The organism is Pseudomonas sp. L-22-4S-12 (genome assembly GCF_009799935.1).
GTDB lineage: Bacteria > Pseudomonadota > Gammaproteobacteria > Pseudomonadales > Pseudomonadaceae > Aquipseudomonas.
Genome location: NZ_WELL01000004.1, coordinates 368,340 through 389,573, shown reverse-complemented (window position 1 = coordinate 389,573; position 21,234 = coordinate 368,340). Strand labels below are relative to the sequence as shown.

Sequence of the window (21,234 nt, the reverse complement as noted above, 5' to 3'; positions counted from 1 at the left end):
GAATAACAAGTCCAGCGGAGCATCACCATGGCGTTTTTCACTGCGGCCAGCAAAGCCGACTTCCAGCATCAACTGCAAGCGGCCCTGGCTCAGCACGTCAGCGAGCAGGCGTTGCCACAAGTGGCGCTGTTCGCCGAGCAGTTTTTCGGCATCGTCGCCCTCGACGAACTGACCCAACGCCGCCTCGGCGATCTGGCCGGCTGCACCCTGTCTTCCTGGCGCCTGCTCGAGCACTTCGACCCGGCCAAGCCGCTGGTGCGGGTATACAACCCGGATTACGAGAAGCATGGCTGGCAGTCCACCCATACCGCGGTGGAAGTGCTGCACGTCGACCTGCCGTTCCTGGTCGATTCGGTACGCATGGAGCTGAATCGCCGCGGCTACAGCATCCATACCCTGCAGAACAGTGTGTTCAGCGTACGCCGTGAGAAGAACGGCGAGCTGCAGGAGATCCTGGCCAAGGGCAGCCACGGCAAGGGCGTGCAGCAGGAAGCGCTGATGTACCTGGAGATCGACCGCTGCGCCAATGTCGGCGAGCTGCGCACCCTGGAAAAGGCCCTGCAGGAAGTGCTGGAGGAAGTGCGCCTGGCGGTGGCCGATTTTGCGCCGATGAAGGCCCGCGCCGAGCAGCTGCTGGCCTGGCTGGACAAGGCCAAGCTCAAGGTCGACGGCGCCGAGCTGGCGGAAGTGAAAGCCTTTCTTACCTGGCTGCTGGACAATCACTTCACTTTCCTCGGCTACGAGGAATTCACCGTGGCCGAGGAGAAGGACGGCGGCCATCTGGTGTATGACGAGCAGTCCCTGCTCGGCCTGTCGCGCCACCTGCGCAAGGGCCTCAAGCAGGAAGAGCTGCATATCGAGAAGGAGGCCGTGAATTTCCTCCGCGAACCCTGCCTGCTGTCCTTCGCCAAGGCCGCCACGCCGAGCCGCGTGCATCGCCCGGCCTACCCGGACTTCGTCTCCATCCGCGAGCTGGATGCCAAGGGCAAGGTGGTCAAGGAATGCCGCTTCATGGGCCTGTACACCTCCTCGGTGTATGCCCAGAGCGTCGGCCGCATCCCCTATATCCGCCGCAAGGTCGACGAGATCGCCGAACGCTCGGGCTTCGATCGCCAGGCCCATCTGGGCAAGGAGCTGGAGCAGGTGCTGGAAGTGTTGCCGCGCGACGACCTGTTCCAGACCCCGGTCGATGAGCTGTTCAACACCGCCATCGCCATCGTGCAGATCCAGGAACGCAACAAGCTGCGCCTGTTCATCCGCCGCGACCCCTACGGTCGTTTCGCCTACTGCCTGGCCTATGTGCCGCGCGATGTGTACTCCACCGAGACACGGGTGAAGATCCAGCAGATCCTCATGGAGCGCCTGGGCGCCAGTGATTGCGAGTTCTGGACCTACTTCTCCGAGTCGGTGCTGGCGCGGGTGCAGTTCATCCTCAAGGTCGACCCGAAGAACCGCGTGCAGATCGACCCGGTACGCCTGGAGAAGGAAGTCATCCAGGCCTGCCGTTCGTGGAAGGACGACTACGCCAGCCTGGTCGTGGAAAGCTTCGGCGAGGCCCAGGGCACCCAGGTGCTGGCCGATTTCCCGAAAGGCTTCCCGGCCGGCTACTGCGAGCGCTTCGCCCCGCATTCGGCGGTGGTTGACATGCAGCACCTGCTCAGCCTGTCGACCGAGCGTCCGCTGGTGATGAGCTTCTACCAGCCGCTGGCCCAGGGCGAGCAGGAGCTGCACTGCAAGCTGTACCACGCCGACACGCCGCTGCCGCTGTCGGACGTGCTGCCGATCCTGGAAAACCTCGGCCTGCGCGTACTCGGCGAGTTCCCCTACAAGCTGCGTCGCGTCGATGGCCGCGAGTTCTGGATTCATGACTTCGCCTTCACCAGCGCCGAAGGCGTCGATGTCGACATCCAGCAGCTCAACGACACCCTGCAGGACGCCTTCGTGCAGATCGTCGGCGGCGCGGCGGAGAACGACGGCTTCAACCGCCTGGTGCTGACCGCCTCCATGCCCTGGCGCGACGTGGCGCTGCTGCGCGCCTATGCCCGCTACCTCAAGCAGATCCGCCTGGGCTTCGACTTGAGCTACATCGCCGCCACCCTGGTCAACCACGCCGATATCGCCAAGGAGCTGGTGCGTCTGTTCCGCACCCGCTTCTACCTGGCGCGCAAGCTCACCGACGAGGACCTGGAGGACAAGCAGCAGAAGCTCGAACAGGCGATTCTCGCCGCCCTGGACAATGTCGCGGTGCTCAACGAGGACCGTATCCTGCGGCGCTACCTGGACCTGATCAAGGCCACCCTGCGCACCAACTTCTACCAGCCGGACGCCGATGGTCAGGCCAAGCATTACTTCAGCTTCAAGCTCAGCCCGCGGCTGATCCCGGACATCCCGCGGCCGGTGCCGAAGTTCGAGATCTTCGTCTACTGCCCGCGCGTCGAGGGCGTGCACCTGCGCTTCGGCGACGTGGCCCGCGGCGGCCTGCGCTGGTCCGATCGCGAGGAAGACTTCCGCACCGAAGTGCTCGGCCTGGTCAAGGCGCAGCAGGTGAAGAACGCGGTGATCGTGCCGATGGGCGCCAAGGGCGGTTTCATCCCGCGCAAGATGCCGGTGGGCGCCAACCGCGACGAGGTACTGGCCGAGGGCATCGCCTGCTACCGCATCTTCATCAGCGGCCTGCTCGACATCACCGACAACCTCAAGGACGGCGCCGTGGTGCCGCCGCAGAACGTGGTGCGCCACGATAACGACGACCCTTACCTGGTGGTGGCGGCGGACAAGGGTACTGCGACCTTCTCCGACATCGCCAACGGCATCGCCCAGGACTACGGCTTCTGGCTGGGCGACGCCTTCGCCTCCGGCGGCTCGGCCGGCTACGACCACAAGGGCATGGGCATCACCGCCAAGGGCGGCTGGGTCTCGGTGCAGCGCCACTTCCGCGAGCGCGGCATCGACGTGCAGAAGGACAACGTCACCGTCATCGGCATCGGCGACATGGCCGGCGACGTGTTCGGCAACGGCCTGCTGCTGTCGGACAAGCTGCAGCTGGTGGCGGCCTTCAACCACATGCACATCTTCATCGACCCCAACCCGGATGCGGCTTCGAGCTTCGTCGAGCGCCAGCGCCTGTTCGACCTGCCGCGCTCCAGCTGGGCCGACTACGACGCCTCGCTGATCTCCGAAGGCGGCGGGATCTTCCTGCGCAGCGCCAAGAGCATCGCCATCAGCCCGCAGATGCAGGCGCGCTTCGACATCAGTGCCGACAAGCTGGCGCCGACCGAACTGCTCAATGCCCTGCTCAAGGCGCCGGTCGACCTGCTGTGGAACGGCGGCATCGGCACCTACGTCAAGTCGAGCAAGGAGAGCCACGCCGACGTCGGCGACAAGGCCAACGACGGCCTGCGGGTCAACGGCTGCGAGCTGCGCGCCAAGGTGGTGGGCGAGGGCGGCAACCTCGGCATGACCCAGCTCGGCCGCGTCGAGTACGGCCTGAGCGGCGGGGCGAGCAACACCGATTTCATCGACAACGCCGGCGGCGTGGACTGCTCCGACCACGAGGTCAACATCAAGATCCTGCTCAACGAGATCGTTGGTGCCGGCGACATGACCGGCAAGCAGCGCAACAAGCTGCTGGCCGAGATGACCGATGCGGTGGGCAGCCTGGTGCTGGGCAACAACTACAAGCAGACCCAGGCCCTGTCCCTGGCCGAGCGCCGCGCCCGCGAACGCCTGCCCGAGTACAAGCGGCTGATGGCGGCGCTGGAAGCGGCCGGCAAGCTGGATCGTGCCCTGGAGTTCCTGCCCAGCGACGACGAGCTCAACGAGCGCGCCGCCAATGGCCAGGGCCTGACCCGGCCGGAGCTGTCGGTGCTGATCTCCTACAGCAAGATCGACCTCAAGGAAGCGCTGCTGAAATCCCTGGTGCCGGACGACGACTACCTGGCCCGCGAGATGGAGACCGCCTTCCCGGCGCAGCTGAGCAAGAAGTTCGCCGAGCCGATGCGCCGCCACCGCCTGAAGCGCGAGATCGTCAGCACGCAGATCGCCAACGATCTGGTCAACCACATGGGCATCACCTTCGTGCAGCGCCTGAAGGAGTCCACCGGCATGAGCGCGGCCAACGTCGCCGGCGCCTATGTCATCGTCCGCGACGTGTTCCGCCTGCCGCACTGGTGGCAGCAGATCGAGGCGCTGGACTACCAGGTGCCGGCCGAGCTGCAGCTGCAGCTGATGGACGAGCTGATGCGCCTGGGCCGCCGCGCTACCCGCTGGTTCCTGCGCAGCCGCCGCAACGAGCTGGACGCCGCGCGCGATGTCGGTCACTTCGCCCCGCGCGTGGCCGAGCTGGCCGGGCGTCTGGACGAACTGCTGGAAGGCCCGGCCCGCGAGCAGTGGCTGGCGCGCTACCAGGGCTTCGTCGAAGCCGGTACGCCGGAGGAACTGGCCCGCGTGGTGGCTGGCACCAGCCACCTGTACACCCTGCTGCCGATCATCGAAGCGGCGGATGTCACCGGCAAGCCGGCCGCGGAAGTGGCTACCGCCTACTTCGCCGTGGGCGGGGCGCTGGAGCTGTCCTGGTACTTGCAGCAGATCACCAGCCTGCCGGTGGACAACAACTGGCAGGCCCTGGCCCGCGAGGCGTTCCGCGACGACCTGGACTGGCAGCAGCGCGCCATCACCGTGTCGGTGCTGCAGATGGCCGAAGGTCCGGCGGATGTGGAGGCGCGCGTAGGATTCTGGCTGGAACAGCACAAGGCGCTGGTGCAGCGCTGGCTGGTCATGCTCGGCGAGCTGCGTGCGGCCACCGGCATCGACTACGCCATGTATGCAGTGGCCAACCGCGAGCTGATGGATCTGGCGCGTAGCGATCAGCAGGCGGTCAGCATTGCCTGATGGCGCAGGTTTGTCCGTGCCGGCACTGGCCGGTCACGGGCGACTCGGTTAGCCTCCGTAAAAAAGTTCGCAGAATCGCCGCAGAGTCGCTGTAAAGTCCCGTGTTTCGGCACGGGCTTTGCCTTTTTCTAGCGGATAACGGGCAGCGGACACCGGAGAGTAGTCATGACCGACATTCTAATTCTAACGCACGTCGATTATTGTCCTCCGGGCCACCTGGCAGCAGTGCTGGAGGCCCATCAACTGGATTTCACCGTGTTGCGTTGCGACCGCGGTGAACTCGCAGGCTACGACCTGGATCGCCCGCGTGCCGTGGCGGTGATGGGCGGGCCGATGAGCGTCAACGACGATCTGCCCTGGATCGGGGCAGAGGTTGCCGCTTTGCAGCACATCATCCAACGCGATATTCCCCTGATCGGCCACTGCCTGGGCGGGCAGATGATTGCCCGCGCCCTCGGCGCGCCGGTGCATCGCATGCCCTACACCGAAGTCGGCTGGCAGCCGCTGGTGCGCCGCGACCAGGCCAAGCCCAGCCCCTGGCTGGCCCACCTGCCGGCCGAGTTCCCGGTCTATCAGTGGCACAGCGACACCTTCGAACTGCCGGCGGGTGCCGAATGGCTGCTGTCCAGCCCCTGGTGCCCGAACCAGGGCTTTGCCTGGGGCGACAAGGTGCTGGCCCTGCAGGGCCACCCGGAGGTGACCGAGACGCTGCTCGGCGACTGGTTGCAGGACTGGTCGCACCTGCTCGACGAGACCCAGGCCAGTCAGCAGGGCCTGCGCCAGATGCTGGCCGATCTGCCGACACGGGTGGCGGCGCTCAACCGGGTGGCGGAGGGCTTCTATCGCCACTGGCTGCAACTGGCGTTCGGCGACTTGCGCCAACCGGCGTGCCCGGCGGCCTGAACAAGCGCGTGGTGGCTTTGTGGGAGCGGCTTTAGCCGCGATGGTTTTCCGGTTTCGCGGCTTTTTAGCGGCTGAAGCCGCTCCTACAAAAGCTTTCGTGCACACCAACAAAAACGCCCCGCTGTGCGGGGCGTTTTCATTGCTGCCTGAGCTTATTCCTTGACCTTCATGTCCAGCGACAGGTCGCGGGCGGCCTTGGTGGCGAGGATGCCCATCAGCTGGCCGATCTCGTCCTGGCGGCTGGCGCCGGCGCCAGTGCCCGAACCGCCCATCATCACGCCGGGTACCGGCGCCTGGGCGGCCGCTTCGGCCCAGACCTTGTTGATCGAGATCAGCGCATCCAGCTTCGGCTGCAGGGCGCCGTCCGCCTCGATCACCGCCTTGCGTGCATAGGCTTCGGCGTCGGCGGTGATCTTGGTGGCGTCGGCGGTGATCGCCGCCTTGTCGCGCAGCAGCTCGGCGGTCTGCTTCTCGATCTCGGCACGGCCTTTCTCGCGCTCGGCGTTGATCCGTGCCAGCTGCTTCTCGGTTTCGGCCTGGGTGGTGCGCTCGATCTGGTCGCGCAGGGTTTCCTGGCGGCGGGCTTCCACTTCCTTCTCGCCGCGGGCGGTGACCAGCAGCTTCTCTTCCTCTTCCTTCAGGCGGTTCTGCCGGGCCACGGCCAGCTCGGCCAGGGCCTGCTGGACCTTGACCATGCGCTGCTTGTACTGCGGGTTGGGGTCGACGTTGGTGATGCGCGCCTCGACCACTTCCACCCCGTACTTGCGGAACTGCTGCTGCTTGCGTACCGGGATGCCCTTGTTGTCCATGACCTTCTCGGTGACGAACTGGCTGGCGTTGTTGTCGCCGAAGCTGCCCTGCTCGGTGCCGGCCTGGAGGATGGCGGTCTGGCTCGGCTGGTGGCCGCGCGGGCCGCGTACTTCCTTGCGCTTGATCAGGTACAGGCCGTCGTTGAGCTGGTTCTCGAACTCGGCGGCGAACTCGCTGCGCGCGCCGGCGTAGAAGTCGTCGGCACTCATCAGCGAGGCGGTGGCCTGCAGGGTTTCCTTGATGGCCGGTACCAGGGCGGTCTTGATGAAGTTTTCCGGGTTGCGGTATTCCTGGGCGATCTTCAGGAACTGCTCGCCGGCCGGCAGGCGAAAGCGCGCCGAGGACTCGACCTTGGCGTCGACGTTGCCGAGGAACACGATGGGGAAGGCTTCGATGGTGGCGCCTAGCGAGTCGTTGTCGCTGTTGTCGTTGATCTCCAGCGCTTCGGTGAGCACCGACTGCACGCTGAGGGCCTTCTTCCACGGGGTGGCGCGGCCGAACCACTTGGTCGCGTAGCCGACGTCGTCGACCACTTTCTCCTCGCCGAAGATAGTCCGCACATGGGTGGCGAAACCGGCCTCGTTGTAGAAGAACACCCCGTTGAAGGTGACGAAGCCGATGGCTGCGACCAGTACGGGCATGCCGACATACTTGATGAGGGAGAGTTTCGAGGGGGCTCCGTTGGAGATTTCCATGATCTGTCCTTGACTGCGGGAAAAGAGCGCGAATGCTGCTGAGCCGGCGCGGGGCCGTCAAGGGGCGACTGGCCGGTATGTGCCGCGTCTCGCGCAGATTGCTCAGCTGAGGGCGAAGGGGGCCTGCCGGTAGCCGCTGGCGTCGATCTGCAGGGCCCAGCCCTGCTTGTCCCAGTCGCCGAGGACGATACGCCGGGCGGCCTGGCCGGCGACCTGCAGTTCATGCACCGCTGGGCGATGGGTGTGGCCGTGGATCAGAGTGCGCACGCCGTACTCGGCCATGATCCGCGGCACTTCGTCCGGGGTCACGTCGACGATTTCGCTGGCCTTCATGCTGGTCTGCGCGCGGCTTTCGCTGCGCAGCTTGCGCGCCAGCTTGTGGCGGGTGGCGAGCGGCAGGTGGCGCAGGATGAACAGCGTCAGCGGGTGGCGCAGCCAACGGCGCAGCTTCATGTAGGCCAGGTCCTGGGTGCACAGGCTGTCGCCGTGCATCAGCAGCACCGGCTCGCCGTTGAAACGCACCAGGCTCGGATCTTGCAGCAGGGTACAGCCGGCTTCGCGGCAGAAGGTCTTGCCGATCAGGAAGTCGCGGTTGCCATGCATGAGGAAAATTGGCGTGCCGCTGTCGCTCAACTGGCGCAGGGCACGGGCGATCTCGTGCTGGAAGGGGGTCATGCCATCGTCGCCGATCCACACCTCGAAGAAGTCGCCGAGGATGTACAGGGCTTCGGCCGCACGGGCACGGGTCTGCAAGAAATGCACAAACGCCCGGGTCAGGTCCGGGCGTTGTTCTTCCAGGTGCAGATCGGAGATCAGCAGGATCATCGACTTACTCGACGATTTCGGCCTTCTCGATGATCACGTCGTCCACCGGCACGTCCTGGTGGCCGGACTTCATGGTGGTGGCCACGGCCTTGATCTTGTTGACCACGTCCATGCCTTCGACCACTTCGCCGAACACGGCGTAGCCCCAGCCCTGGACGGTCGGCGCGCTGTGGTTGAGGAAGCTGTTGTCGGCGACGTTGATGAAGAACTGCGCGGAGGCCGAGTGCGGCTCCATGGTGCGGGCCATTGCCACGGTGCCGACCTTGTTGGCCACACCGTTGTTGGCTTCGTTCTTGATCGGTGCGCGGGTCGGCTTCTGCTTCATGCCCGGCTCGAAACCGCCGCCCTGGATCATGAAGTTGCTGATCACGCGGTGGAAAACGGTGCCGTCGTAATGACCGCTCTTCACATATTCCTTGAAGTTGGCCACGGTTTCCGGGGCCTTGTCTTCGAAGAGTTCCAGGGTGATGACGCCGTGGTTGGTGTGCAGCTTGATCATGGGATTCACTCTTGAGTTACGGGCAAGGCGGCTGATGTGGTGCGGCAGCGGGGCAGGCGGGGCCTGTTTTCGCGCCATATGCTCACGCCCGGTCGCTTTGCGGCTGTCAGGGGGTTGACGGGTTGGGTATCATACGGGCTTTGTTTTGACCGGCCTACCCTGAGAACCTGTTCAGAGTCTGCTGCGCGTCGGCCATGCTGCGTTGAAATCGGGCTCAGAATGCTCATTTACAACTTGTAAACTGCGCTTCTTCGCCCGATTTCGCCTTGCCTGGCTCTAGCTCGCGAGACTCAAAACAGGTTCTGGCCCCTGAGCCGCGCATTCGCACCTAAGGACATCATGAGCAAGCCCACCGTCGAAAAAGCCGCCAACTTCCTGCTGCCCATCGTCCAGGCCGACCTGGACAGCGGCAAGCACGCCAAGATCATCACCCGCTTCCCGCCGGAGCCCAACGGCTACCTGCACATCGGCCATGCCAAGTCGATCTGCCTGAACTTCGGCCTGGCCCAGGAATTCGGTGGCGAGTGCAACCTGCGCTTCGACGACACCAACCCGGCCAAGGAAGACCAGGAATACATCGACGCGATCAAGAGCGACGTCGAGTGGCTGGGCTTCAAATGGGCCGGTGAAGAGCGCTATGCCTCCAACTATTTCGATCAGCTGCATGCCTGGGCCATCGAGTTGATCAAGGCCGGCAAGGCTTTCGTCTGCGACCTGAATGCCGAGGAAATGCGCGCCTACCGTGGCAGCCTGACCGAACCGGGCAAGAACAGCCCGTTCCGCGAGCGCTCGGTGGAAGAGAACCTCGACCTGTTCGCCCGCATGAAGGCCGGCGAGTTTGCCGATGGCGCCCGTTCGCTGCGCGCCAAGATCGACATGACCTCGCCGAACATCAACCTGCGCGACCCGATCCTCTACCGCATCCGCCACGCCCATCACCACCAGACCGGCGACAAGTGGTGCATCTACCCGAGCTACGACTTCACCCACGGCCAGTCGGACGCCATCGAGGGCATCACCCACTCCATCTGCACCCTGGAGTTCGAGGATCACCGCCCGCTCTACGAGTGGTTCCTGGAAAATCTGCCGGTGCCGGCGCAGCCGCGTCAGTACGAATTCGCCCGCCTCAACCTGAACTACACCATCACCAGCAAGCGCAAGCTCAAGCAGCTGGTCGACGAGAACCACGTCAATGGTTGGGACGACCCGCGCATGTCGACCCTGTCTGGCTTCCGTCGCCGTGGCTACACGCCGGCGTCGATCCGCAACTTCTGCGACATGATCGGCGTCAACCGCGCCGGCGGCGTGGTCGATGTCGGCATGCTGGAATTCGCCATCCGTGACGACCTGGATGCCAACGCCGCGCGCGCCATGTGTGTGCTCAAGCCGCTCAAGGTGGTGATCACCAACTACCCGGAAGGCCAGGTCGAGAACCTCGAACTTCCGCGCCATCCCAAGCAGGACATGGGCGTGCGCGTGCTGCCGTTCAGCCGCGAGATCTACATCGACGCCAGCGACTTCGAGGAAACCCCGCCGGACGGCTTCAAGCGCCTGATCCCCGGTGGTGAAGTGCGCCTGCGCGGCAGCTACGTGATCCGCGCCGACGAAGCGGTCAAGGACGCCGCCGGCAATATCATCGAGCTGCGCTGCAGCTACGATGAGAACACCCTGGGCAAGAACCCGGAAGGGCGCAAGGTCAAGGGCGTGATCCACTGGGTGCCGGCCGCCGAAAGCGTGGAGTGTGAAGTGCGCCTGTACGACCGCCTGTTCCGCTCCGCCAACCCGGAGAAGGACGAGGAGGGCGGCAGCTTCCTCGATAACATCAACCCGGATTCGCTGGTGGTGCTCACCGGCTGCCGCGCCGAGCCGTCGCTGGCCAACGCCGCACCGGAAGATCGTTTCCAGTTCGAGCGCGAAGGCTACTTCGTCGCCGACCTGAAGGATTCCAAGCCTGGCGCTCCGGTGTTCAACCGTACCGTTACCCTGCGCGATTCCTGGGGAGCCTGATCCATGGCGTTGTCCATCTACAACACCCTGAGCAAGGTCAAAGAGCCATTCAAGCCCCTGGTCGACAATCAGGTGCGCATGTACGTGTGCGGCATGACCGTGTACGACTTCTGCCATATCGGCCATGCCCGCGTGATGGTCGCCTTCGACGTGGTCACCCGCTGGCTGCGTGCGCGCGGTTATTACGTGACCTACGTGCGCAACATTACTGACATCGACGACAAGATCATCAAGCGCGCCCAGGAGAACGGCGAGCCGTTCGAAGCCCTGGTCGAGCGCATGATCGCCGCCATGCACGAGGACGAAGGTCGTCTCAACGTGCTGCGCCCTGATATCGAGCCGCGTGCCACCGGGCATATCGCCGGCATGCACCAGATGATCCAGACCCTGATCGACAAGGGCTACGCCTACGCGCCGGGCAATGGCGACGTGTACTACCGCGTCACCAAGTTCGAGGGTTACGGCAAGCTGTCGCGGCGCAAGATCGACGAGCTGAAGATTGGCGCGCGCATCGAGGTCGACGAGATCAAGGAGGACCCGCTGGACTTCGTGCTGTGGAAAGGCGCCAAGCCGGGCGAGCCGAGCTGGCAGTCGCCCTGGGGTGCGGGCCGTCCGGGCTGGCACATCGAGTGCTCGGTGATGTCCACCTGCTGCCTGGGCGAGACCTTCGACATCCACGGCGGCGGCCCGGACCTGGTGTTCCCGCACCACGAGAACGAGATCGCGCAGAGCGAGGCGGCCACCGGCAAGCTCTACGCCAACGCCTGGATGCACGCCGGCGCGGTGCGCGTGGACGGCGAGAAGATGTCCAAGAGCCTGGGCAACTTCTTCACCATCCGCGAGGTGCTGGAGAAGTACCACCCGGAAGTGGTGCGCTACCTGCTGGTGTCCAGCCACTACCGCAGCCCGATCAATTACTCCGAAGACAGCCTCAAGGAAGCCAAGGGCGCCCTGGAGCGCTTCTACAACGGCCTTAAAGGCTTGCCGCAGGCTCAGCCTGCCGGTGGTGAGGAATTCGTCGAGCGCTTCGGCGCGGCCATGGACGACGACTTCAACTCGCCGGAAGCCTGCGCGGTGCTGTTCGAGATGATCCGCGAGGTTAACCGCCTGCGTGAGTCGGACGAACAGGCCGCCGCCGGCCTGGCCGCCCAGCTCAAGGCTTTGGCCTCCGTGCTCGGTGTGCTGCAGCTGGAGCCGGATGCCTTCCTCCAGGCCGGCGCCGCCGGCAAGGTCGACGCCGCTGCGGTGGACGCGCTGATCGCCGCGCGCCTGCAGGCCCGCGCCGAGAAGAACTGGGCCGAGTCCGACCGCATCCGCGACCAGCTCACCGCCATGGGCGTGGTGCTGGAAGACGGCAAGGGCGGCACCACCTGGCGTTTGGCCGAGTAAGCTGCTCCGCTCCATGAAAAAGGCCGCCCTCGGGCGGCCTTTTTCATGCCTGCAGGTTCAGCGTTTGCCGCTGTACCAGATCACCCGGCTGACGCCGCGGGTGACGGCCACATAGGCCAGGCGCAGGCTCTCGTCGCGCATGGCCTGGTCGTAGCTGTTGCGGAACAGGCCGCAGTGGGCATACAGCGCGTTGCGCAGCGGATGCGACTCTGGACTGCCGCCATCATCGAGGATGATCGCCACCTCGCCCTGCAGGCCCTTGGCGCGGTGGATGCTGTAGGCGCGTACCGGCAGGCTCGGGTTCAGCTGGGCCTGCACCTGCTTCAGCGCGTCGTTGCGCCGGCCCAGCAGCAGCACCGGGTTGCGCTCGTGGCTGCCGCGCTGGGCGACATGGGCGCACTGCGCGGCGATTTCCTGCAGCAGCTCGGGCAGCTGGCGCTTGAGGTCGAAGCCCTCGATGCGGCGCACGCCGTGGTCGCCCGGCTGCGCGGCTTTGACCGCCTGCCTGCGCTTGGCCTGCTTGCAGGCGACGCCCTGCAGCAGCGCCTCGGCATCGCGCAGGATCGGCTCGATGCTGCGGAAGTTGCGGGTCAGCATCAGCACCTGGCTCTTGGCCCTGCCGCGGCTGGGGAAGTGGCGGTCGAAGTCGAGGAACAGCTCCGGCGAGCTGCCGCGCCAGCCGTAGATCGACTGCCAGTCGTCGCCGATGGCCATCAGGCTGACCGCCTTGCCGCGGCCGGCCAGCGCGCGGTGTACGGCCTGCAGCCAGTGGACGATCTGCGGCGAGATGTCCTGGAACTCGTCGATCAGCAGATGGCGCAGGGGCTCGATGGCTTCCGTCGGCAGCTCCTGGGCGCTGGCCAGGCGCTCGCCGAGCTGGCGGAAGGCGGCGTCGAAGGTGGTGACGCCTTGCTCCTGCAGCAGTGCCTGGAAGCGCGTCCAGAAGCTGGCGAGTGCCTGCAGGAACAGGCGCTCGCGCGGCGCGCAGACCAGTGTGGTGGCATCCAGCCGATCCGGGCGCAGGCCGAGGCTCTCGGCGAAACAGGCCTGCTGGTAGAACACTTCGAACAACGGCGCGGCGCGCAGCTCGCCGGCCAGGCGCAAACCCTCCTGCGGCGCCTTGCCGACACTATCGGGCGTGGCCACACCGAGCAGCTCATGCACCTGCTGGCGAAAGCCCGGGTCGCTGGCATATAGGCCGTCATAGGCCTGACGCAGCAGGCGTTGCTGTGCGGCAGGCAGGCGGCCACCGGCAGGTGCGTCCGGCTCCTCGCTGGGGCCGCCGAGCTGCTCGAACCAGCTCGGCGCGCCCAGCAGCGCCTTGGCCTGCTGCGCCATGGCCGAATGGAAGGTGCGCACGCACTGGCGCGCCTGCGCCTCGTCGAACGGCAACTGCCAGAAGGCCAGCAGGCGCAGCAGCTGGCTGCGCAGCTCGGCGCAGGAAGCGTTGGTGAAGGAGATCACCGTGAGGCTGGCGGCGGGAATCTGCAGGTGGCAGAGCATGAACACCACGCGCAGCAGCAGGGTGGTGGACTTGCCCGAGCCTGCCCCGGCGAAGATGCGCGCCAGCGGGGCGCGGCAGAGGATCATCGCCCACTGCTCGTCGGAGGGTGCACCAATCAGGCCGGCAGTCACGGCCTCGGCAACACGGGCGCGCATGGCGGCGGTCTGGGTTTCGCTGATCTTCAGGCGGGCGCTGGAGTAGAGGCCGGTTTGAGTGGGGGCAGGGCCATCGCTGGCCTTTTTCTTGCGCCCGCCGGCCTTGGCCTTGCCGGTGCTGGCGGGGCGTTTGGCGCGGGGCTGCGGCTGGCGCAGCCGGGCGGCGGCCTCGCGTTCGGCGCGCAGGTATTCGGTGGTGCGGGGGAAGTAGCGCGCCAGGGCGCTGGAGAGCAGCGCCTGGTAGCGTTTGACGGCGGACAGCATGGCAACTCGGAAAGCAGATGCGGCCGGCCATCATACGGATTTTGCTCTGGCAATGGGCCAGGGTGGGATGGATCAGGATCTGTTCACGATCTTCTGAATTAGAGCCAGACAAGGCAAAAGCGGCCGAGGAAGCGGAGTTTACGAGCTGTAAATGAGCACTCCGAGGCCGCTTTTAACGCGGTATGGCCGCGAGTCAGGAGATCGTGAGCAGATTCTCAGGGCTCCAGCGTGGTGAGGATCTGCAGGGCGATGCGCACCCGCTCGGCGTTCGGGTAGTTGCGGTTGGCCAGGATCACCAGGCCGGTGTCGCGGGCCGGCAGCAGCACCACGTAGGCACCGAAGCCGTTGGTCGAACCGGTCTTGTTCAGCAACAGGTCGCCCTCGGCCGCTTGCGGTTTGGCCAAGCGTTCGACGGCATGCGGTTCCAGGGCCATCGGCGTGGAGTTGCCGGCCTGCAGGCGCTGCAGGGTGATGGGGTAGGCGTAGCGCTCCCAGCCAAGGCCCTGAACCAAATCACCGACCCGGTAGTAGCCCTGGTGAGTGGTGGCGATGGCCTGGTGCAGCGGTGCAGGCAAGTGCGATGGATCGAGGTTGGCCTCGACGAAACGCAGCATGTCGGCGGCTGTGGACTTCACCCCATAGGCCTCGGCATCCAGCGGGCCCGGCTGCACGCGGATCGGCTTCTCCTCACGGTAGCCCCAGGCGTAGCGCGCCATCTGCGCCTGCGGCACCCGCACATGGCTCTCGCGCATGCCCAGCTGCGGGAACAGCCGGCGCTCCAGCAACTGGTCGAACGGCTCGCCCAGGCTGGCGGCGACCAGATGGCCGAACAGGCCGATGCTGGGGTTGGAATACAGGCGCTGGCTGCCGGCGGGGTAGGCGGGTTGCCAGGCGCGGTAGTAGTCGAGCATCTGCCGCTCGTTGTGCACGGTATCCGGCAACTGCAGCGGCAGGCCGCCGGGCGTGTAGGTGGCCAGGTCGAGCAGGCTGATGTGGTCGAAGGCGCTGCCGCGCAGCGCCGGCAGATGCTGGCTGGCCGGGTCGTCCAGGCTCAGCTTGCCTTCGGCCTGGGCGTAGGCGCCGAGGGTGGCGGTGAACAGCTTGCTGACCGAACCGAGCTCGAACAGGGTGTGTTCGTTCACCGCCAGGCCGCTCTCGCGGGAGGCGACGCCATAGTTGAAGAAGTGGCGCTCGCCCTTGTGCACGATGGCCACGGCCAGGCCGGGAATCTGGTACTGCTCGATGGCCGGCTGCACGGCGGCATCGACGGCGGCGCGCAGCTCATCCGGCTGTGCCAGGGCGCTCTGGCCGACCAGTAGCAGGGCCAGCGCGGTGGTTTTGAATCGCATGGGGGAATCCTTCAGTTCATCGGCGGCAGCCGGCGCGCCACCGAGGTCTTCTTGACGATGGCGGTGTTGGTCTCGGCGTAGGCGTTGATGCGGTCCAGCAGCTCGTCGAGCTGCTCCATCGAGCGCACCTGCAGGCGGGCGACGAAGCAGTCCTCGCCGGTGATCTTGTCGCACTCGGTGAATTCGGGGATCGACTGGATCTGCCGTTCCACCTCGTGCAGCTTGCCGGGTAGCGGGCGCACCCGGACGATGGCCTGCAGCTGGTAGCCGAAGTGGCGCGGGTCCACTTCCACCCGGTAGCCCTTGATCACCCCGCGTTCCTCCAGGCGGCGCAGGCGCTCGGCCACGCTGGGCGAGGACAGGCCGCTGATCTGCGCCAGGGCCTTGAGCGAGCGGCGCGAGTCTTCCATCAGGGCGTTGAGCAGAAGCTGGTCGATCTCGTCGGTCATGGCGTGCCCGTTAGGTGATTTCGTGGATTCGCCTTCGCAATAAAGGCGGTATTTCGATTTCTCCTTAGATTAGCCCTGGAGGCGCGGGTGCGGCTAGCCGAATAATGAGCGCCCCCCACCCGGAGACTCCGACCATGGACAAGACCCTCAAGCGCGGCTCGCTGGAAATGATCGCGGCGATGCTGATTTCCGGCACCATCGGCTGGTTCGTCCTGGTCTCCGGCCAGTCCGTGGTCGACGTGGTGTTCTGGCGCTGCGTGATCGGCGGCGCGATGTTGCTGCTGGTCTGCGCCGCGCTCGGCCTGCTGCGGGCCGAGCTGCTCGGTCGCCGCGTGCTGGTCCTGGCGCTGGTCAGCGGGGTGGCCATCGTCGGCAACTGGCTGCTGCTGTTCGCCTCCTATTCCAAGGCCTCGATCGCCATCAGCACGGCGGTCTATAACGTGCAGCCGTTCATGCTGGTGGGGCTGGCGGCGCTGCTGCTCGGCGAGCGCATCACCCTGGTCAAGCTGGCCTGGCTGGGTGTGGCCTTCCTCGGCATGCTGGCCATTGTCAGCGCCCATGGCGACACTGGCACCTCGGGCGAGAACTACCTGCTGGGCATCGCCCTGGCCCTGGGCGCCGCGCTGCTCTATGCGCTGGCGGCGCTGATCGTCAAACGCCTGAGCGGCACGCCGCCGCACCTGATCGCGCTGATCCAGCTGCTCACCGGCATTCTCCTGCTGGCGCCGCTGGCCAGCAACCAGCTGCCCGAGCAGCCGCAGGCCTGGGCCAGCCTGGCGGCCCTGGGCATCGTCCATACCGGAGTGATGTACATGCTGCTGTATAGCGCCATCCAGAAGCTGCCGACGGCGCTGACCGGGGCGTTGTCGTTCATCTATCCGATCGCGGCGATCTTCGTCGACTGGCTGGCCTTCGGACATCGCCTCAGCCCGCTGCAGTGGCTGGGCGTGGCGGCCATCCTGCTGGCGGCAGCCGGCATGCAGCAGGGCTGGAGCCTGCGGCGGCGCCTGCAGGTCGCCGAGGCAAAGTAGGGCGGCTGGCTAGGCGCGCCGGCGGGCGTCGAAACGCTCCGCCCACTGGTGTTCGCGGAAGCGCTCGACGATGAAGTCGATGAACACCCGCGTCTTGGCCGGCAGCAGCTTCTGCGCGCTGAAGTAGAGGCTCAGGCTGCCGGTGTCCACATACCAGTCCGGCAGCACGCGCTGCAGGCTGCCGTTCTGTAGATAGGGCAATGCATGCACGGTGCTGACCAGGGTTACGCCCAGGCCCTGCAAGGCTGCATGGCAGGCCGCCTCGGGGTCGTTCATGGTCATGCGCCGCGTCAGCTCGAAGCTGGCCTGGCGGTCGTCGCGGGTGCGTAGCGGCCAGCTGCGTACGCGCCCGGTCTGCGGCGAACGCAGGAGGATGCCGGCGTGCGGAGCCAGGTCTTCCGGCTGCTCGATGGGCGCATGGCGGGCGAGGTACTCCGGCGAGGCCAGCAGCACCCGGTGGGCCGGCGCCAGTTGCCGGGCAATGGCCCCAGGTGGCAGCTCGAAGCCACCGCCGAGGGCGGCGTCGAAGCCTTCGCCGATCAGGTCCACCGCGCGGTTGTCGAAGTGCCAGTCGGGCACTATTGCCGGGTAGCGGGCCAGGAAGTCGGACAGGTGCGGCATGATGTAGTCGCGGCCGAAGGCCACGCCCATGCTCACCTTGAGGGTGCCCGCCGGCTGGCCCTGGCTGCTGGCCAGATTGGCCACCGCGCCCTGGATGCTGGCCAGCCCGCCACTCACCTGCGCCAGGAAGCGCTCGCCGGCCTCGGTCAGGGTCAGACGCCGGGTGCTGCGCAGGAACAGGCGCACACCGAGGTTGGACTCCAGGCGAGCCACATTCTTGCCCACCGCCGCCGGCGTCAGGCCCAGGCGCCGCGCGGCCTCGGCGAAGCTGCCGGCCTCTGCGGCGCGGACGAAGCACTCGATGCTGCTGAGGGTTTCCATGGGCTCTCCATAAACCATTGGTATCGACTGAATATAGCGATTGCCAGCTTATCGGTTGTGAGTGGTGGGTGAATACTGAGGCCGTCTTGCACACCAACCCCCAGATTCAGGAGATTCAAAATGAGCACCAACCAAACCCTCGAAGGCAAAGTCGCATTCATCCAAGGTGGTTCCCGTGGCATCGGCGCCGCCATTGCCCAGCGCCTGGCGAAGGAGGGTGCGGCCGTCGCCCTGACCTATGTGTCCTCCGCCGCCGCAGCCCTCGACGTGGTGCAGGCCATCGAAGCCGCCGGTGGCCGCGCCATCGCCATCCAGGCCGACAGCCGTGACGAGCAGGCCATCCGCGCCGCCATCCGCCACACCGTGGAGAGCTTCGGTCGTCTCGACATTCTGGTGAACAACGCGGGCGTGCTGGCCGTGGCGCCCATCGAGGAGTTCAGCATCGACGACCTGGACCGCACCCTGGACGTGAACGTACGCAGCGTGGTGATCGCCAGCCAGGAAGCCGCCCGCGTGATGGGCGAAGGCGGGCGCATCATCACCATCGGCAGCACCAACGCCGAGCGCATGCCCTTCGCCGGTGGTTCGGTGTATGCGCTGAGCAAGGCCGCGGTGGCCGGTTTCACCAAGGGCCTGGCCCGTGACCTGGGGCCGCGCGGCATCACCGTCAACAACGTGCAGCCCGGCCCGGTGGATACCGACATGAACCCCGATCAGGGCGACTTCGCCGAAGCGCTGAAGCAGACCATGGCGCTGCCGCGCTACGGCAAGGCGGAGGAGATCGCCAGCTTCGTGGCCTACCTGGCCGGCCCTGAGGCGGCTTACATCACCGGTGCCAACCTGACCATCGATGGCGGCTTCTCGGCCTGAGAGGCCAGAAACGACAACGCCCGTCGCCTGAGCGATGGGCGTTGTCGTTTCCGCGCAGGTGGATCAGTCGTCGCGGGTCAGCACTTCCAGCAGCTCGATCTCGAACACCAGGTTGGAATTCGGCGGGATAGAGCCGACCTGGCGCTCGCCATAGCCCAGGTGCGCGGGCACCCACAGTTTGCGCTTGCCGCCGACCTGCATGCCCATCAGACCCTGATCCCAGCCCTGGATCACCCGGCGCGTGCCGATCACGCACTGGAACGGTTTGCCGCGCGAGTAGGAGGAGTCGAACTCGCTGCCGTCCTCCAGCCAGCCGCGGTACTGGGTGGTGATCAGCGCACCCTTGACGGCGGCCTTGCCGCTGCCGAGTTGCAGGTCTTCGATTTTCAGTTGGTCACTCATGGCGTTGCTCGCAGTGGTTGGGCTGGCGGCGTTTTGTCAGGGATTGGCGCCGTTGGCAAGTGCGGCGCGGGCGAAGTCGATGAAGGCGCGCAGCGCGGCCGGCATGTGGCGGCTCGGGTAGTAGCGGTGCAGGCCGGCGCAGCTTGTCGCTGTTTACCGACTTCCCGGCCTGAGTCGCCCGGAGCAGAGCAGCCGCGCCCTTGCGCGGCTGTTTCGTTTCGACGGTCTGCGCCCATTGGTAAACTTGTACGATCACCTGGTTATTGGCTAGGGTGCAGGCAGGCCCTACCGCAGCAGTCGCTCATGGATGGCAGTTCGTTATGAAGCATGCGCAGAACTCACAAACCCAGGATGAACCGGGCGATCCGCTGGAGCGCAGCCTGCAGGCGCGCCGTTTGACGCAGATCGCCAATGTGCTGTGCATCGTGCTGCTGCTTATCGGCCTGCAGACCATCTTTGCGCAGAGCTGGCTGAATGCCGGACTGGTGCTTTCGGCACTGGTGCTGGTGCTGCTTGGGCGTCACTTGAACCAGCGCGGCCAAGTCGATGCCTCAATCATATTGGTGCTCAGCTCGCTGACGGCACTGGTCACGGTTTCCCTGTGGTTCAGCCAGGGCCTGTACAGCGGGGCCGTGCTGGCTTACCCGGCGATCCTCATCGTGGCCGGCATGGTGGCGCAGGTGCGGCTGTTCGTCGGCCTGCTGCTGAGCATGCTGGCGGTGGTGGCGTTTCTCACCTGCGCGGCGCTCAGTGGGTTGCAGAGCTTCGAGCCGCTGCCGCTGGGGCTGGGGCGCATGATCAACGTCAGCAGCATCCTGCTGATGTGCGCGGCGGCGGTCTGGCTGCTGGCCGACGACCTGCGCCGCACCCTGCTGCGTCTGCAGCAGGAAATCCTGCGGGTCAAGGACTCCGAAGCCAACGCCATGCACCTGGCCCAGCATGATGCGCTGACCAACCTGCCCAACCGGGTGTTGATCCGTGACCGCATGGAGCAGGCCATCGGTCAGGCGCGGCGCTACAAGAAACGCGTGGCCCTGCTGTTTCTCGACCTGGACAATTTCAAGATCATCAACGATTCCCTGGGCCATGCCGCCGGTGACGAGCTGCTCAAGGAAGTGGCACCGCGACTGCAGGGGATCGTCGGCGAGATGGATACGGTCAGCCGCCTGGGGGGCGATGAGTTCCTCATGGCCCTGGCCGATGTGGACGACCTGGCGGAGGTGGCGGCGGTGGCCACGCGAGTACAGGAGATGCTGGCCCAGCCCTTCGCCTTGAACGGCATGCAGATCGTCACCTCGATATCGGTCGGCATCGCCCTGTTTCCCGAGGACGGCGACGACTTCGATACCCTGCTCAAGCATGCGGACATGGCCATGTACCAGGCCAAGTCGCTGGGGCGTAACGCCTTCTGTTTTTTCGATGCGCAGTTGAATGCCGATGCCCGCGAGCGCCTGAACCTGGAGCTGGACTTGCGCAAGGCGCTGAGCCGCGGCGAATTCGTCCTGCATTACCAGCCGATCGTCGATATCCACACGGGGCGCCTGCTGGCTGCCGAGGCCTTGATCCGCTGGCAGCATCCGCAGCGGGGCATGATCACTCCGGACACCTTCATCGGCGTGGCGGAGCAATCGGGCCTGATCGTCGAGATCGGCGAGTGGGTCGTACACGAAGCCTGTCGGCAGATGATGCTATGGCAGGCGGCCGGTCTGCCGCGCTTCGTGGTCTCGGTCAACCTGTCCTCGGTACAGTTTCGTCGCGGCAACCTGGAGTCGCTGATCCGCTCGGCCCTGGAGCGCTGCGGCCTGCATCCGGGCTGCCTGGAACTGGAGCTGACCGAATCGATCCTGCTGCAGGATTCGCAGGACTTCATCGACCTGCTGCATCGCCTCAAGGCGCTGGGCGTGAGGCTGTCGATCGACGACTTCGGCACCGGCTATTCCAACCTGTCCTACCTGCAGCGCTTTCGCGTGGACAAGCTGAAGATCGATCAGTCGTTCGTGCGCAGGCTGCAGGACAGTCCGCAGGAGCAGGCCATCGTCACGGCAATTATCCAGATGGCCAAGAGCCTGAACCTGCTCACCACCGCCGAAGGCATCGAGGATGAGGCGACCCGTCAGCTGCTGGCCGCGCTCGGCTGCGACCAGGGCCAGGGCTACCTGTTCGCCCGGCCGCTGGCGGCCGATGACTTTCGCGCCTTTGTCGCCAGTACGCGGGTGCCGGCCTAGCGTCGTTGAGGCGGCGCACCTGCGC

The 21,234-nt window shown here is 65.9% G+C and carries 15 protein-coding genes; 7 read left to right on the top strand and 8 right to left on the bottom strand.

The annotated features are described in order from the left end of the window. The first annotated feature begins 27 nt into the window (after positions 1 to 27). Positions 28 to 4,890 carry an NAD-glutamate dehydrogenase gene (locus F3I16_RS13065; protein WP_160494014.1) on the top strand — a complete coding sequence of 1,621 codons (4,863 nt, stop codon included), beginning with the start codon at positions 28 to 30 and terminating at the stop codon, positions 4,888 to 4,890. A 165-nt stretch (positions 4,891 to 5,055) separates the two neighbouring features. Then, the gene (locus F3I16_RS13060; protein WP_160494013.1) at positions 5,056 to 5,793 is read left to right on the top strand and encodes a type 1 glutamine amidotransferase; all 738 of its coding nucleotides are present in this window, start codon (positions 5,056 to 5,058) and stop codon (positions 5,791 to 5,793) included. A 152-nt stretch (positions 5,794 to 5,945) separates the two neighbouring features. Here the strand turns inward: F3I16_RS13060 and F3I16_RS13055 are convergent, their stop codons facing one another. From F3I16_RS13055 to F3I16_RS13045, 3 genes are all read right to left on the bottom strand, one after another. Continuing rightward, a complete protein-coding gene (locus F3I16_RS13055; protein WP_160494012.1) occupies positions 5,946 to 7,298 on the bottom strand; it encodes an SPFH domain-containing protein in 1,353 nt (450 codons plus the stop codon). Between the two features lie 102 nt (positions 7,299 to 7,400). Beyond that, positions 7,401 to 8,123 carry a UDP-2,3-diacylglucosamine diphosphatase gene (gene lpxH / locus F3I16_RS13050; RefSeq protein ID WP_160494011.1) on the bottom strand — a complete coding sequence of 241 codons (723 nt, stop codon included), beginning with the start codon at positions 8,121 to 8,123 and terminating at the stop codon, positions 7,401 to 7,403. A 4-nt stretch (positions 8,124 to 8,127) separates the two neighbouring features. Beyond that, positions 8,128 to 8,622 (bottom strand): peptidylprolyl isomerase, encoded by a 495-nt coding sequence (locus F3I16_RS13045; RefSeq protein ID WP_160494010.1) that lies wholly within the window; start codon positions 8,620 to 8,622, stop codon positions 8,128 to 8,130. A gap of 339 nt (positions 8,623 to 8,961) precedes the next feature. On the opposite strand from F3I16_RS13045, the gene F3I16_RS13040 reads away from it, so the two are divergent. Beyond that, on the top strand, positions 8,962 to 10,629 hold the full coding sequence (locus F3I16_RS13040) for a glutamine--tRNA ligase/YqeY domain fusion protein (protein WP_160494009.1): 1,668 nt from the start codon (positions 8,962 to 8,964) through the stop codon (positions 10,627 to 10,629). Positions 10,630 to 10,632: 3 nt separating this feature from the next. Further along, positions 10,633 to 12,018: a cysteine--tRNA ligase gene (gene cysS / locus F3I16_RS13035; protein WP_160494008.1), complete on the top strand. Its 1,386-nt coding sequence runs from the start codon at positions 10,633 to 10,635 to the stop codon at positions 12,016 to 12,018. Positions 12,019 to 12,075: 57 nt separating this feature from the next. Here cysS and F3I16_RS13030 read toward each other — a convergent pair whose 3' ends face one another. The 3 genes from F3I16_RS13030 to F3I16_RS13020 all read right to left on the bottom strand — a co-directional run bounded on the left by F3I16_RS13030 (position 12,076) and on the right by F3I16_RS13020 (position 15,739). Beyond that, positions 12,076 to 13,941 (bottom strand): DEAD/DEAH box helicase, encoded by a 1,866-nt coding sequence (locus tag F3I16_RS13030; protein WP_160494007.1) that lies wholly within the window; start codon positions 13,939 to 13,941, stop codon positions 12,076 to 12,078. Between the two features lie 215 nt (positions 13,942 to 14,156). Further along, entirely contained in the window at positions 14,157 to 15,290 is a 1,134-nt protein-coding gene (ampC, locus tag F3I16_RS13025; protein ID WP_160494006.1) for a class C beta-lactamase, read from the bottom strand. An 11-nt stretch (positions 15,291 to 15,301) separates the two neighbouring features. Further along, a complete protein-coding gene (locus F3I16_RS13020) occupies positions 15,302 to 15,739 on the bottom strand; it encodes an Lrp/AsnC family transcriptional regulator (protein ID WP_160494005.1) in 438 nt (145 codons plus the stop codon). 134 nt (positions 15,740 to 15,873) lie between these two features. On the opposite strand from F3I16_RS13020, the gene F3I16_RS13015 reads away from it, so the two are divergent. Next, positions 15,874 to 16,770, top strand: a complete 897-nt coding sequence (locus F3I16_RS13015) for a DMT family transporter (RefSeq protein ID WP_160494041.1) — start codon at positions 15,874 to 15,876, stop codon at positions 16,768 to 16,770. Between the two features lie 9 nt (positions 16,771 to 16,779). On the opposite strand, the gene F3I16_RS13010 is transcribed toward F3I16_RS13015, so the two are convergent. After that, positions 16,780 to 17,712: a LysR family transcriptional regulator gene (locus tag F3I16_RS13010; protein WP_160494004.1), complete on the bottom strand. Its 933-nt coding sequence runs from the start codon at positions 17,710 to 17,712 to the stop codon at positions 16,780 to 16,782. A 120-nt stretch (positions 17,713 to 17,832) separates the two neighbouring features. Here F3I16_RS13010 and F3I16_RS13005 point away from each other — a divergent pair, with 120 nt between their 5' ends. Next, positions 17,833 to 18,582, top strand: coding sequence for a 3-oxoacyl-ACP reductase family protein (locus F3I16_RS13005; protein WP_160494003.1), 750 nt, complete (start codon positions 17,833 to 17,835; stop codon positions 18,580 to 18,582). A 63-nt stretch (positions 18,583 to 18,645) separates the two neighbouring features. Here F3I16_RS13005 and F3I16_RS13000 read toward each other — a convergent pair whose 3' ends face one another. Beyond that, positions 18,646 to 18,984, bottom strand: a complete 339-nt coding sequence (locus tag F3I16_RS13000; RefSeq protein WP_160494002.1) for an FKBP-type peptidyl-prolyl cis-trans isomerase — start codon at positions 18,982 to 18,984, stop codon at positions 18,646 to 18,648. A 320-nt stretch (positions 18,985 to 19,304) separates the two neighbouring features. Between F3I16_RS13000 and F3I16_RS12995 the strand changes: the two genes are divergently transcribed. Next, entirely contained in the window at positions 19,305 to 21,209 is a 1,905-nt protein-coding gene (locus F3I16_RS12995) for a bifunctional diguanylate cyclase/phosphodiesterase (RefSeq protein WP_160494001.1), read from the top strand. The last annotated feature ends 25 nt before the right edge of the window (positions 21,210 to 21,234 follow it).